Origin of the sequence: Niallia sp. FSL M8-0099 (assembly GCF_038006945.1) — a bacterium.
GTDB classification, from domain to species: Bacteria; Bacillota; Bacilli; order Bacillales; family Cytobacillaceae; genus Niallia; species Niallia circulans.
Genome location: NZ_JBBOWF010000002.1, coordinates 173286 through 187197, shown reverse-complemented (window position 1 = coordinate 187197; position 13912 = coordinate 173286). Strand labels below are relative to the sequence as shown.

10 protein-coding genes and 1 other annotated feature are annotated in these 13912 nt (G+C 34.9%); of the genes, 7 read left to right on the top strand and 3 right to left on the bottom strand.

What is annotated here, in order from left to right; all coding sequences use genetic code 11:
• Positions 1–54 precede the first annotated feature (54 nt).
• Complete coding sequence (locus NSQ92_RS15760; RefSeq protein ID WP_047944495.1) at positions 55–1170, bottom strand: aminopeptidase; 1116 nt, start codon at positions 1168–1170, stop codon at positions 55–57.
• A 238-nt stretch (positions 1171–1408) separates the two neighbouring features.
• On the opposite strand from NSQ92_RS15760, the gene NSQ92_RS15755 reads away from it, so the two are divergent.
• The 3 genes from NSQ92_RS15755 to ytxJ all read left to right on the top strand — a co-directional run bounded on the left by NSQ92_RS15755 (position 1409) and on the right by ytxJ (position 2833).
• The gene (locus tag NSQ92_RS15755; protein ID WP_047944494.1) at positions 1409–1852 is read left to right on the top strand and encodes a DUF948 domain-containing protein; all 444 of its coding nucleotides are present in this window, start codon (positions 1409–1411) and stop codon (positions 1850–1852) included.
• A 14-nt stretch (positions 1853–1866) separates the two neighbouring features.
• Positions 1867–2334 carry a YtxH domain-containing protein gene (locus tag NSQ92_RS15750; RefSeq protein WP_047944493.1) on the top strand — a complete coding sequence of 156 codons (468 nt, stop codon included), beginning with the start codon at positions 1867–1869 and terminating at the stop codon, positions 2332–2334.
• A 166-nt stretch (positions 2335–2500) separates the two neighbouring features.
• Complete coding sequence (gene ytxJ / locus NSQ92_RS15745; RefSeq protein WP_047944492.1) at positions 2501–2833, top strand: bacillithiol system redox-active protein YtxJ; 333 nt, start codon at positions 2501–2503, stop codon at positions 2831–2833.
• 61 nt (positions 2834–2894) lie between these two features.
• Here the strand turns inward: ytxJ and pilM are convergent, their stop codons facing one another.
• The gene (gene pilM / locus NSQ92_RS15740) at positions 2895–5069 is read right to left on the bottom strand and encodes a cell division protein FtsA (RefSeq protein ID WP_047944491.1); all 2175 of its coding nucleotides are present in this window, start codon (positions 5067–5069) and stop codon (positions 2895–2897) included.
• Between the two features lie 272 nt (positions 5070–5341).
• Between pilM and NSQ92_RS15735 the strand changes: the two genes are divergently transcribed.
• A complete protein-coding gene (locus NSQ92_RS15735) occupies positions 5342–6418 on the top strand; it encodes a bifunctional 3-deoxy-7-phosphoheptulonate synthase/chorismate mutase (protein WP_047944526.1) in 1077 nt (358 codons plus the stop codon).
• A gap of 358 nt (positions 6419–6776) precedes the next feature.
• Complete coding sequence (gene ccpA, locus NSQ92_RS15730) at positions 6777–7775, top strand: catabolite control protein A (RefSeq protein WP_047944490.1); 999 nt, start codon at positions 6777–6779, stop codon at positions 7773–7775.
• A gap of 410 nt (positions 7776–8185) precedes the next feature.
• Here ccpA and NSQ92_RS15725 read toward each other — a convergent pair whose 3' ends face one another.
• Positions 8186–11092, bottom strand: a complete 2907-nt coding sequence (locus NSQ92_RS15725; RefSeq protein WP_341152949.1) for a transglycosylase domain-containing protein — start codon at positions 11090–11092, stop codon at positions 8186–8188.
• A gap of 147 nt (positions 11093–11239) precedes the next feature.
• Positions 11240–11464, top strand: a binding site (T-box leader).
• A gap of 85 nt (positions 11465–11549) precedes the next feature.
• Between NSQ92_RS15725 and tyrS the strand changes: the two genes are divergently transcribed.
• Positions 11550–12806 carry a tyrosine--tRNA ligase gene (tyrS, locus tag NSQ92_RS15720; RefSeq protein WP_061798754.1) on the top strand — a complete coding sequence of 419 codons (1257 nt, stop codon included), beginning with the start codon at positions 11550–11552 and terminating at the stop codon, positions 12804–12806.
• 322 nt (positions 12807–13128) lie between these two features.
• Positions 13129–13851 (top strand): hypothetical protein, encoded by a 723-nt coding sequence (locus tag NSQ92_RS15715; protein ID WP_141232337.1) that lies wholly within the window; start codon positions 13129–13131, stop codon positions 13849–13851.
• Positions 13852–13912 lie beyond the last annotated feature (61 nt).

Sequence of the window (13912 nt, the reverse complement as noted above, 5' to 3'; positions counted from 1 at the left end):
CATAAATTGAAAAAGGAGATCAGAATGAAAATATTCTGATCTCCTTTTTCTAGTTTACTTTAAATTTTCTGGATTTAATACTTCTAATTCTGGAATAACAAATTTACCATCTTTTCTTATGAGTACATCATCAAAGTAGATTTCCCCACCACCATAATCAGGGCGTTGAATATTTACCATATCCCAGTGGATATTGGAATCATTGCCGTTATAAGCATCATCATAGGCTTGACCCGGTGTAAAGTGGAAACTTCCATCGATTTTTTCATCGAATAAGATATCTTGCATTGGATGTAGAATATACGGATTTACTCCAATAGCGAATTCGCCAATATAACGAGCACCTTCATCTGTATCTAAAATTTTATTTAATCTTTCGGAGTCATTAGATGTTGCTTCGACAATTTTTCCGTTTTCAAACTTCAGGCTGACATTTTCAAAAGTGAATCCTTGATAAGGCGAAGGTGTATTATAGGTTAGTACACCATTAATAGAATCACGTACAGGTGCAGTATAAACCTCGCCGTCAGGAATATTCATTTGACCAGAGCATTTGATTGCCGGAATATCTTTAATAGAGAAAGTTAGGTCAGTGCCAGGACCAGTTAAGCGAACTTTGTCCGTGCGATTCATTAATTCTACTAGATTATCCATTGCTTTATCCATTTTTCCATAATCTAGGTTACACACGTTGAAATAAAAATCTTCAAATGCATCGGTGCTCATTCTCGCAAGCTGGGCCATGGATGGGCTTGGATAACGAAGAACTACCCATTTTGTGTTTGGTACACGAATTTCTCTATGTACCTTTTTGCCAATGGTTGCACCTTCAATTTTCATTTGTTCTGCAGGAACGTCTGCAAGCTCATTAATGTTATCACCAGCTCGAAGCCCAATGTACGCGTCCATATTACTCATGACATTTGCTTCGAATTGGGCCATCATTTCATATTGTTCTGTTTGAGCGCCTAAAAGCAAGGAGCGATTAATATCATTATCTTTCAGTGAAACAAAAGGATAACCACCAGCTGCATATGCTTCACGCACAAGCGCTTTTACAAGTTCCTTTTGAAGTCCAAAGTTTTCAATAAGAACTTTTTCGCCTTTTTGTAAGCGAATGGAATAATTAATTAAATTTTTTGCTAGTTGATCAATTCGTGGATCCTTCATATGTACCTCCAAAATTTAAAAAAATGTGATAACTCTCTTATTGTACCCGAAAATATTTTTTCCTTAAATAAAAAAACTCAAAATAGAAAAATAGGGAGAAGAAATTACTTGCTTCGAATGTAGGTTTACTCTTGCTAAAGAATCATTTGTTTCTGAAAGTTTTTCCAATTATAATAAAACTAAGGTTTTAGCAAACGCGAATCTGGGAAAAGACCAATAAAGTGGAGGTGCGATAAATATGGTAAATCTTTTATACTTAAGTGTAGCTTTAATAGCTATTGCGTTTACGATTCTTGTCATTTATGTTGCGAGAACATTGAAGTCATTACATACTACACTGGATAGTGTTTCTAAAACACTTGTCGGGTTAGAAAGGCAACTGGATGGTGTCACAAGAGAAACAACTATTTTATTGCAAAAAACGAATGATTTAGCTGCAGATATTCAACAGAAATCTGAAAGTTTAAATTCTGTGGTTGATGCAGTAAAAGATGTTGGTACGAGTGTACAAGGGTTTAATCAATCGGTTCAAGCGATTACAAATAATGTGGAAAACACCCTTGTAAAAAATCAAGATAAAATAGCTCAAATTGTTCAATATAGCAAGGTGTTTATGAATATTAGAGATCAATGGAGAGCTAAGAAGGCTGAACAAAGCCGAACACGAGTAAGAAGTAATTAAAGGAGGATGTTACGATGAAGCGAGAACAAGAAATAATCCATGCAAATGAAAGCTCAAGTTCAAAGGATTTTCTATTAGGTGCTATAGTAGGTGGGGTTGTCGGTGCGGCAACTGCTTTATTTCTTGCACCAAAGCCTGGAAGAGAACTGCTTCATGATTTAAACGGACAAGCTGGCATGCTCAAGGAAAAAGGAATTGAGTTAACTGATACGGTAAAAGAAAAAGGATCAGAGTTTATTTCTATTGCTAAAGACAAAACAGGCAAAATTAGTAATACTGTTACTAAAACGTCTGCTGAAATTATGGATAAAGTAAAAAATACAAAAGGGCAAGAGAATATGTCAGCCCGTTTTGATGAGCTGAAAGAAGAAGCATCTGATTTAAGTTCAAGCTTAAAAAACGCTGAGTTTGATGAAATTCAGCAAAAGTTAGAAGAAACCAAACGTGCATTTGATGAAACAGAAAGTAAGTATAACCATTAATCATTATTTTGTATAAAAGTGAGATAAAGTATCCAGTCTATATACACATTGCTTTCTGCGTTCAATGAGAGCCAAGTCTTTTAGAACAATGCAAGAAGGAAACGGTATATAGACTGTTTTTTATATGTTTATGATAAATAAATAGATAAAGGATGATTTTTTAAGAATGGAAAAAATAGAAACTATCGAAAAGTTCGAAGAGTTAGTTCAGAATAAAGATGCTTTTTGGCTGGTTAAACATAGTGTAACATGTCCAATTAGTGCAAGTGCTTTCGATGAATATAAGCAATATGAAGGGAAAAATAATGCTGTTGATACTTATTATTTAACTGTGCAAGATGCAAGAGATGTATCTAATTATATTGCTGAAAAATATGAAGTAAGACATGAATCACCACAAGCATTGCTTTTTGTTCATAATAATATTGTTTGGCATGCATCTCACGGGCAGATTACCGCAGCTTCTTTACAACAAGTTAGTGAAGAAAATAAGTTATAAACATTCGATAAAAAAGGAATTCAGAAGGAGTATATTCTGAATTCCTTTTTTATGTAAAATATTAATTATTTATAGAAGAGCTTTTCGTTTTAGCTGGCCAAACAATCGATAATTTATCCCCTTTTTCTATAGGGGTTAAGAATGTAGCTTGTTCACCATTACGCAATAGTTGAAAAGTTCCTCCGCCGCTTTGTGGCATATTGATATCAACAAATGCAAATAAGTCCTGAAATAAAAAGCCTTCAAATGGTTTCTGTTCTATACGAATATCATCCCCGCTGAATAAAAGATCTTCCATTTGGAGGATTTGTCCTCTTCTTTGTATTTGTGCTAGCTGCTTTGTAAGTGTAATCTTTTTGTCATTAAAATAAACTGGAAGCACTTGATACATTAAAATTTGTTTTCTTTCGGCTAATTCTTGAACAGTTGGTGTTTTTCTTTTTTCCAGGATAACTTCATCTTTGTGACTAAGCAATTGGTTTAATCGGCAAGGAAGTCCATTTTTTACAATCTTCCCAGAGAAAGCAGGAAGGATCGTCTCTTTACCGTTAATCAACAGATGGAAAGGTCTTAACTCCTCCATTAAATTCGTTAAATGAAGCGACTCAAGAGCTTCTTGAATAGTAGTGTCTGCTCGGTATTCAATAATATCTTTGTCAGCAATCGGATGTTCAGCAGAAACAGGGTTCCCATTGCAAAGAATTTTGGTATGAAGCGTGTAGCTTTTATTATTGATCTTTATTTCTTTGTCAGGTTCCGCATCTAGTAAGTCCTTTATTTGAACTTTGGCTTGTTCTCCATCTTTCCCACGATAAACCGTTAATGTTTCGCCATCTTCTACTGTATCTTCTAAAGAGCATGGGACATCTTTTCTAAAAATAGTGGGTCCCTCACCATGACTTCCGGGTATGGTAATTTTTTGATTATTGAGTGTAACAATCATTGCATTACCTGGCTTTCCGTATAATTGGTTCATTCGAATGCCAGAGGCTAAAATACAATCCCCGACGGTCAATTTATTTACTTCAAATAGTCTTACTGGCTGCTCATTTATATAAACCGTTTTATATTGGACTGGTGATTTTTCAGCAGCGATAGCAATTCCAACAGGTGTAACAAGCTCCGGCCCTAAATGGAAATTTTCCTCAAAGGTAAGATGAGTAATTGCATCAATGCCTCTGATGGCAACCCGGTTAGAAGGCAGATTAAGCATTTCTGCCATTTTTTGTTGTAAAGCTGGCGTTTGGCTTCCGCCACCAACAAGCATTACAGCTTTAGGCGATTTATGATTGTTTAGTAAAAGAATCTCCCGGCAAATCGTATCTGCTAATTTATCTAAAGCAGGTTCAATTTCCTTAATTACTTCTTCCTTATGCAATTCCGTTGTAAAGCCAAGAATATCAGAAATAGAAATCTGATCTTTTTGAGATAATTCTCTTTTGGCTTGTTCGGCTAATGGAAAGTCTAATAAATATGCATCGCTGATTGCTTCTGTTATTTCATCTCCAGCGACAGGTACCATCCCGTAGGCAATAACGGTCCCCGTATCGGTTATGGCTATATCTGATGTTCCTGCTCCAATGTCTACTAAAGCTACATTTAATCTTCTCATAGATGGAGGAATTAGGACATTAATGGCAGCAATTGGCTCTAACGTCAATGCCTGCATTTCTAAATTTGCTCGATGCAAGGCAGCGATTAATGATTCAACAACTACTTTAGGCAAAAAAGTTGCGATAATTTCTACCTTCGCTATTGATCCTTGCTGATCAATTAAGCTACCCATAGCTTGATCATCTAAAGAGTATTGAAGTACGGAATAGCCCACACAATAATAAAATTGGCTTTTATCTCGCTCGTTTTTTTCTGCGACAGAGCTTTGTGCCTGCTGTACAGCTGTTAACTCCATATGTAAAATATCTTCTTTTGTAATGAGCGGCTTTCTTTCTATATTCATTTCATAAGAAGCCCGTTCTGTTTTTAAGGCTCTTCCAGCAGCCGCGACACTCACTTTTTCTAAAGGTCCATGTTTGATTTCTAACTGATCCTTTATTTCTTTGATAATTTTGGAAACAGCTAACACATCATGTATTTGACCATCTAACATAGCTCTTTCTGTATGTTCGATGGATAATAAATCAGCTACATGATAACTTTCCTCTTTTTTTTCCAAGATAATTCCGACAACTGATCGAGTACCAATATCTAATGCAAATAGTTTTTCATGTTTTTGCATAGAAAACACCTTCTTTTTATTTAAAGATTGTTTATAAAAAAATAAAATAGATTATAGGAAACAATTATCTAACTTCTTAACAAAAATTAACGCTTTAACACTTAAAAGCGTTTAAGCATTAAATAAAATTAGTGACAATGGGATAAATATGATTTATAATTAACCCAATTAAGAGAAATGTAACATATTTTTGCATTTGTATAAAGAATCTAAGCAAATAGTGTAAAGGAAATTACATGGATTTGTGCTTTTAATGAAGGGATGAGATGATTGTGAGTAATAAGGAATTAGAAGAATTACGTAATCGAGTGGATGAATTAAATTTAGAAATTTTAGAAAAAATTAATGAGCGGGCAAGCCTTGTGCAAAAAATAGCCCAAACAAAAGTTACCCACGGTGCACATCGATATGATCCTGTTCGCGAGAGAAAAATGCTCGATCATATTTTAAATAAAAATGATGGACCATTTGATAATGGGACAATTTCACATTTGTTTAAGCAAATTTTCAAAATGGGCTTACAATTACAACAAGAAGATGACAGTAAAGCGTTATTAGTATCTCGTAAGAAAAAAGCAGAGGATACTATTGTTGATATAAAAGGAACAAAAATTGGTGACGGTACACCTAAATTTGTGTTTGGGCCATGCTCAGTAGAATCATATGAACAAGTTGCTCAAGTGGCAGCGTCCGTACAAGCTAAAGGGTTAAAGCTTCTTCGTGGTGGCGCGTTTAAGCCAAGAACATCTCCATATGATTTCCAAGGACTTGGTGTAGAAGGCTTGAAAATCTTAAAAAGAGTGGCAGATGAATACGATTTAGCAGTAATTAGTGAAATTGTTAGTACGGAACACATTGAAACGGCGTTAGATTATATTGATGTTATTCAAATTGGTGCTCGTAATATGCAGAACTTTGAGCTGTTAAAAGCTGCAGGAAGTGTAAAAAAACCGATTCTATTAAAACGTGGTTTAGCGGCAACCATTGAAGAATTTATCAATGCCGCAGAATATATAATGTCACAAGGAAACGATCAGATTATCCTCTGTGAACGTGGTATTCGTACGTATGAACGGGCAACAAGAAACACATTGGATATTTCTGCTGTTCCAATTTTAAAACAAGAAACACATCTTCCTGTCTTTGTTGATGTAACACATTCAACTGGAAGAAAGGATTTATTATTACCTTGTGCGAAAGCAGCTTTAGCAATTGGGGCAGATGGAGTAATGGCAGAAGTTCATCCAGATCCTGCTGTCGCATTATCTGATTCAGCACAGCAAATGGATATTGAGCAATTCGATGAATTTTACCGTGCGTTACAAGCTACACCATATGTAAATGCATAAAAATATGATAAATGCCTCGTAAGTGTTTAGAAACACTTACGAGTTTTTTTATAGAAATACTTTTTTTAATAAGAATTTGATAGTATGACAAATTCATTTATATTTTTCATCATTTTATGGTAAACTGAATGGAAGAATGTTTAATAAAAAATTTTTTTTGCTAAAAAAGCGAAAAAAAGTCGTTTTTTTTGAAAAAAAATGAAAGCTTGTCATTGCGGGTTTTCCTGCTATATCGTATCATTAGTACATAATTAGACAAGATTAGCTAAATTGGGAATCTTTTATGATTAAGAAAGTAGCTTCTTGCCATAAAATAATAGAAAGAAATAGTTCGACTAAAAGGAGTGCAAAAATCACAATGAATATCACAATATATGATGTCGCAAGAGAAGCTAGTGTTTCTATGGCAACCGTTTCCCGTGTTGTTAATGGAAATCCAAACGTTAAGCCAACAACAAGAAAAAAGGTATTAGAAGTTATTGATCGATTAGGATATCGTCCAAATGCTGTAGCAAGAGGGCTAGCAAGTAAGAAAACCACTACAGTTGGAGTAATTATCCCTGATATCTCAAGCACATTCTTTGCGGAATTAGCAAGAGGAATTGAGGATATTGCTACAATGTATAAATATAATATTATTTTAAGTAACTCTGATCAAAATAAAGATAAAGAGCTGCACTTATTAAATACCATGTTAGGCAAACAAGTGGATGGTATTGTATTTATGGGTGGCAATATAACTGAGGAACATGTTACTGAATTTGAAAAGTCTCCTGTACCAATTGTGCTTGCGGCTAGTATCGAAGAAAGCAAAAAGATTTCTTCTGTTAACATTGATTATGCGCAAGCTACGTATGATGTAGTAACTAGCTTTGTTGAAAAGGGCCATAAGTCTATTGGAATTGTCCTTGGATCCTTAGAAGAACCAATCAACAAAAATGAGAAATTAGGCGGTTATAAAAAGGCATTAGAAGCAGCTGGAATCGAATTTAATGAGTCTTTAGTTGTTGAAGGAGATTATAGCTATGAATCTGGTATGGAAGCTTTCGATAAATTAATCGAAGGTGATAATAAACCAACGGCAATCTTTGTTGGCTCAGATGAAATGGCGCTAGGTGTCATTCATGGAGCAGAAGACAAAGGCTATAAAGTTCCTGAGGATTTTGAAATTGTTACCTCTGATAATACAAAATTAACATTAATGGTTCGCCCGCAACTAACAACTGTTGTACAACCATTGTATGATATCGGTGCTGTGGCTATGAGATTGCTTACTAAATATATGAATAAAGAAACAGTAGAAGATCATATTGTTACACTTCCACACCGTATAGAATCTCGAAAATCTACAAAATAAGTTCAGATACGGAAAAGACCAAAACTGGATTGTACATCCAGTTTTGGTCTTTTTTGTTGAAGAAAAAAAGGAAACGAGGAAAGTGGCTGGAATAAAATATTTAATGGATAAAGAATTTAGTGGCGAAACCAAGTCATTCTATTACAGACACTCGATGCGCCGGGGAACAAGCTTTAGCGTGTGGAGGCTAAAGCTTGTTCTGGCTTCCCGCAGGAACTAACGAAGCAAGGAGGCTTAGCGCTCATCTTATGGATAGCGAAATGTATTTTAGTCTGCGGGGTATTACCACAAACCTTCTTTCTTAAAATAAATAAAAACCTCAAACAATTATACAAATACTTTTTAGTGTGTACGTATAATTGTTTGAGGTTATATTTGATTGAAATACTTATGTTCTAACCTTATTGGAGTTAATTATTTTCTGTCTTTTTATCAGGCTTTTCTGTTTGTTCTTTATTGTTTTGCTGGTTATTTTCTGTTGGCTTGTCGTCTTTGGGTTTGTCATTATTTGGCTTGTTCGCTGTTTGCTCTTTAGTGCTCGTCTTTTTTTCTTGATTTTCCTGTTTAGATTGATCCTTTTGTTTTTCTTGCGAATTGCCAATTACCACTTCATTTGATGCCTTTGATTCTTTACCAGCAATATCAACTGCTTTAACGATATATTTTCCATTACCACCTTTAAAGCTTAACGTATTTGCTGTTTTTAAACTCTTTACTTTTTTGCCATTTTTATAGACCCGGTAACCAATTACATCTTTTTCGCTATGCTTGCTCCATGTAATAGTGTCACCTTTAAGATTGATTTTTAGTGGACTAGGAGTCTTCCCATTCTCTTCAATTTTATTGCTTGGAATGATAAGATTTTTAAGCTTTTGATTGTTCTCGCTCAGAATACTTGGATCGCTGATCCGAATACCAAATAGCTTTTCGATATAGTCTGGATTTAGCATTAATCCTGGTTCAGCGAATTCACTTGGAGTAGAATCTAAAGCCATGTATTTCTTATCACCGATTTTTACATATTTACCTGTAACTAAACTGTCGTCCCTCTTAGATGGAACCGTTCCTGACTTAAATAAATCAGTTGTCACTAATCCGGCTTTTGAGCACCCTTCAGAAGGCAGTAGTCCAGAAATAGAACATACAGATTGTCTTACGATTCCTCCAGGCATTTTAAAGCTTTTGGACGGGGCTACAAGATCAGGTGCAACGTCATATGCAGCATTTAGTAAATCTGCCCACAAGTAGTTATTACGTTTACTGTATGATAAACCAGATGTTTCTAAAGATTTTGGTGTATCATAACCTGTCCAAACTCCAAAAGTTACATTTGGATTTGTCGCAACTAACCAAGAATCTGTAAAGTTTTGGGCTGTTCCGGTCTTACCTGCCCAGTCAGAATTAAATTTTAGGCGGCTGTTTACGGCAGCGGCTGTTCCGCGATTCATCACATCTCTCATCATGTCTAATGTTAAGTATGCGGTTTGTGGGCTAAATACATCGACAGGTTTTACATCATGCTGATAAATAACATTGCCATCTTTATCTTCAATCTTGTCAATCATATAAGCATCGATAAATTTCCCACTATTAGCAAAGGTAGAAAAGGCATTGGTATTTTCTTCAACAGTAATACCATCCTCCAGTCCGCCGATAGCAGTAGCCCTGTTTGAAGCGTCAGCAGGAGTTAATGACGAAACGCCCATTTTTTCTAAGAATTTAATTGGTTTCTGTGGCAATATATCAATATATGCTTTTACTGCTGGAACATTGTATGATTGCTGTAGTGCATATCTTGCTGTTACTAAACCATGAAATCGCGAGTCATAGTTGTTTGGCCAAATACTCCCTGGTTTACTAGGATTTAATCTTAATGGAACGTCTGGTAAAACACTTCCAGGAGATAATGTTCCCAGTTCAATTGCTGGACCATAAACTAAAAGTGGTTTCATTGTGGAACCATTTGGTCTGACACTGCGTGTGGCATGATTTGTTGCTTCTCGATTATAATCACGCCCTCCAACAAAGCTTATGATAGCCCCCGTTTTGTTTTCAATTAGAATGGCTCCAGTTTCTACAGGTTCCATAATAGTAACTTTTTCTTTTGTTTCTGGATCAATCACTTGTTGTTTTTTATCTGGTCCAAAAAGAGAGAAGTTTTTGACTGTCTTTTGTTGAATATCATAGATTTTCTTATTAATAGTACTATGAATTTTGTATCCATTTTGGTGGATTTGACGGTCAGCAAGTGTAGTATATTGTTCTGCTAATACATCGTCTTCTTGTAAGTCTTCTTTTGTATATCCATCTTCTTTTGCTAACAATTCGGCAATAATTTCTATGCTTCTTTGTTGGATTTCAATCATTACCGCCGGATAATCTTCAATTGGATTTTTTTGCGGTCCGATAAAATCCTTTGTTATGTCGTACTTCATGGCAGTATCATATTCTTGTTTAGAGATTTTCTTTTGGTCATACATTCGGTTTAAAACTGTTTTCATGCGATTTAAACCTGGTTCTAAATTCTTTTTTAATTTTCCTTCTTGTGTAAAAGGAGTGTAACCAAATGGACTTTGTGGAAGCCCTGCGATAAATGCAGCTTGAGGCAAAGTTAAATCCTTTGCATCTACACCAAATATACCATTTGCTGCAGACTGTACACCTGCAATGTTTCTGCCAGATGAATTTCTTCCTAAGGTTGAAACATTTAAGTAAGCTTCCAATATTTCATCCTTCTCAAAGAATTTTTCTAGCCTCAGTGCTAGGAGAATTTCTTTTGCTTTTCGTTCAAAAGAGACTTCGTTAGTTAAAATTTGATTCTTTATTAACTGTTGTGTTAACGTACTTCCACCAGATTGCGTAGAAGAGTTAGCTACTTCTTGAAATAATGCACGGAAGATTGCTTTTGGAACTACTCCGTTATGAGTGTAGAAATTTTCATCTTCAGTAGCAATAACAGCATCTTTTAAATAGGGAGAAACATCTTTAATTTTTACTTCTTCCCTCTCAAGGTCTGTAGGCACTTTTCCTAAATACTCATTGTTAGCAAAGAATAGCTCTGAAGTTTCTTCGTAATTATAAATATCTTTCTGCATAGTTGTGTAAGGACGGATTGGCTCATCCTTAACAAGTGATGCAAAGTATCCTGCACCAATTCCGAGCCCAAATGCACCCCCTACCACAGTAATGATGATAAAGAGCAAAGTCACATTCCATGTTACTTCATAAGTTAAACGGGCTCCTTTCAGTGTTCGTTTATTGGTGAAGAAGTTTTTAAAATGGTTTAAAGCATTTTTCCACTTCGGCCTTTCGTTCATGGTATCATTCCCCCTAAAATCACATACATTATAGCATAAAGGAGAGGGGAATATAGACAGAGTTCGATATTTTTCCTGTTTCTTCGAATAATTGTTTGACATTAACAGCTTTTATGTGATAAAAATAAACTAACTATATATTGATTCGTTATTGCTTTGAAGGGAAGAAGTAGTTCTTTTATCACTATAAACAGAGAGCCATTGGTCGGTGCAAAATGGCATAAATAAAAGAATGAATTACCTCCTGGAGCTTTCACTGGGAAAGTTATTTTAAATTAGTAGCAGTGAACGGCGTGGACCGTTATTCTAATGAAGTGGAGAATCTATTTTCTCAAGTTATGGGTGGTACCGCGCTGATTTGGCGTCCCTGCATATTAGATGCAGGGACTTTTTGTGTTATTTAACCAATAACGAAAAATAGGACAAGGATATTTTACTTTAAAATGGAGGAATATACATGAATTTACTAGAAGATCTTCAATGGAGAGGTATTATTTACCAACAGACAGATGAAGCAGGCTTGAAAGAACAATTAGAAAAAGAAATGACTAGTTTATACTGTGGAGTAGACCCTACTGCTGATAGCATGCATATTGGACATCTATTACCGTTTTTAACGTTAAGACGTTTTCAAAACGCAGGACATCGTCCTATTGTATTAGTAGGTGGCGCAACAGGTTTAATTGGGGATCCGAGTGGAAAAAGCGAAGAAAGAAAGCTGCAAACATTAGATGTTATTGGCTATAATGTGAAATGCTTGCAAGGACAATTGGAAAGAATCTTTGATTTTGAGGGAACAAATGCTGCAATTATGGTCAATAACTATGATTGGGCAGGGAAAATGGATATTGTTACATTCTTACGTGATTATGGAAAACACATTGGAATAAATTATATGTTAGCAAAAGATACCATTGCTAATCGTTTAGAAACAGGAATTTCCTTTACTGAATTCACGTATACAATTTTACAAGCATTAGACTTTTTACATTTATATGAACATCATGATTGTAAATTGCAAATTGGCGGAAGCGACCAATGGGGAAATATTACCACAGGATTAGAATTAATTAGAAAGAACATGTCAGAAGGGGCTAAGGCGTTTGGTTTAACCATTCCGCTTGTGACAAAGGCAGATGGTACAAAGTTTGGTAAAACGGAAAGTGGTGCTATTTGGTTAGATCCTGAAAAAACCACTCCTTATGAATTTTATCAATTTTGGATTAACACAGCAGATGCTGATGTGATTAAGTATCTAAAATTCTTTACTTTCCTTTCTAAAGAGGAAATTGAGGAATTAGAAAAATCTGTGCAAGAAGAGGCTCATCTCCGCAAAGCACAAAAAACATTAGCGGAAGAGATGACGAAATTAATTCATGGAGAAGCTGCACTAGAACAGGCACAAAAAATAACGGCAGCGCTTTTTAGTGGAGACATAAAAAATTTAACGGCAGAAGAAATCAAACAAGGCTTTAAAGATGTGCCAACATATGAACATACAGAAGGAGAAGCTCTGCTTGTTGATATACTAGTGGCTGCTGGTATTGTATCCTCAAAAAGACAAGCGCGAGAAGATATAACAAATGGTGCTGTCTATATTAATGGAGAGCGCAAACAGGAACTAGATTATGCACTTACAGAAGAAGATCGAATTGAAGGACAGTTTACCGTGATTCGACGAGGCAAGAAAAAATATTATTTAATTAAGTTTTAATGGCAACCATCCTAAAAGGTAACTTTTAGGATGGTTTTTTGGAAAAGAAATAATGGTGTTTAATGAAATGAGGAATTATTTTTCATTATCCTGCATTTTTAATGGCAACATTTTGTTACAATATATTGTCTAAAATGTGAAAAAGATATATTTTTTTCCATTTCTAATCTGTTTATCCAATAAATTGTTTTATACTTAAAATAAACAATTGTTGAAGGAGGGAGAAACGGGAAGATGTAATAGACTTACTTTTCCTGTGTAATCGATGAAACTAAACAGTGAAGTCTTAAATGTACCGTCTCCTTTTTTAGAGTATGTTGTAATGCGAATGTTTATGATGAAGTATTATGAAAAGGATCATTATTCCATCGCTTTTCAATACCCTTTAAGTCGTTTTGAGAGCAGCTATGTGATTCCGGAATTTCAAATGCTTTTTGATAAAGTGAAGTGGAAAAATAATGTTGTTACTTTAATTAATTTACGCCAGGATATATATGAACAAATCCTCATGCAAGTGAATCAATGTGATAGTCGGTCATCCTATATGGCGATAATAGATTATTTAAATCAACAAACAAAAGTAGAAGATCGAATGGACTGCTTTCCGACAATTCTAACAGGAGATCTTGTTTCCCCCGAATGGAGTGTGGATTTCCAAAAAGACGGTATAATAGAACTATTTAAGAATCAAGAGATATTAGGTGATAAAATAAGTCTTACTAGCAGGGAAGAAAAGAAGAAGGAAAAATGGGGATTTCAGCAAATAATAAACCAGGTTGTCCATGAATATTGGCTTGTATATCAACAAAAAAGAGAAAAGACTGTTATTCAAATTAGCCTGCCGAATATTAAATATTCAAGGGATATAGAAATGAGAATAAAAGATTTATTCTTTCCTTTTTTTCACCAAGTGCAAGTAGCGACATTTTTTTATGAAGAGGGATTATATATAAACAATATTTTAGTGAAAAGACCAAAATTGAAAGAGAAGACTAATTGGGGAGAACTACTTTTTCCTTTGGGAGGAAAAAACAATTGTGACTAGAAAAAGAAATATATCATAAAAAAAGCCCTGTTTCCAAAAGGAAAAAGGGACTTTTTTTAGC

Coding starts and splice junctions, on each gene's coding strand:
- NSQ92_RS15760 (WP_047944495.1), bottom strand. CDS start 1,170: ATGAAGGATCCACGAATTGATCAACTAGCAAAAAATTTAATTAATTAT.
- NSQ92_RS15755 (WP_047944494.1), top strand. CDS start 1,409: ATGGTAAATCTTTTATACTTAAGTGTAGCTTTAATAGCTATTGCGTTT.
- NSQ92_RS15750 (WP_047944493.1), top strand. CDS start 1,867: ATGAAGCGAGAACAAGAAATAATCCATGCAAATGAAAGCTCAAGTTCA.
- ytxJ (WP_047944492.1), top strand. CDS start 2,501: ATGGAAAAAATAGAAACTATCGAAAAGTTCGAAGAGTTAGTTCAGAAT.
- pilM (WP_047944491.1), bottom strand. CDS start 5,069: ATGCAAAAACATGAAAAACTATTTGCATTAGATATTGGTACTCGATCA.
- ccpA (WP_047944490.1), top strand. CDS start 6,777: ATGAATATCACAATATATGATGTCGCAAGAGAAGCTAGTGTTTCTATG.
- NSQ92_RS15725 (WP_341152949.1), bottom strand. CDS start 11,092: ATGAACGAAAGGCCGAAGTGGAAAAATGCTTTAAACCATTTTAAAAAC.
- tyrS (WP_061798754.1), top strand. CDS start 11,550: ATGAATTTACTAGAAGATCTTCAATGGAGAGGTATTATTTACCAACAG.
- NSQ92_RS15715 (WP_141232337.1), top strand. CDS start 13,129: ATGCGAATGTTTATGATGAAGTATTATGAAAAGGATCATTATTCCATC.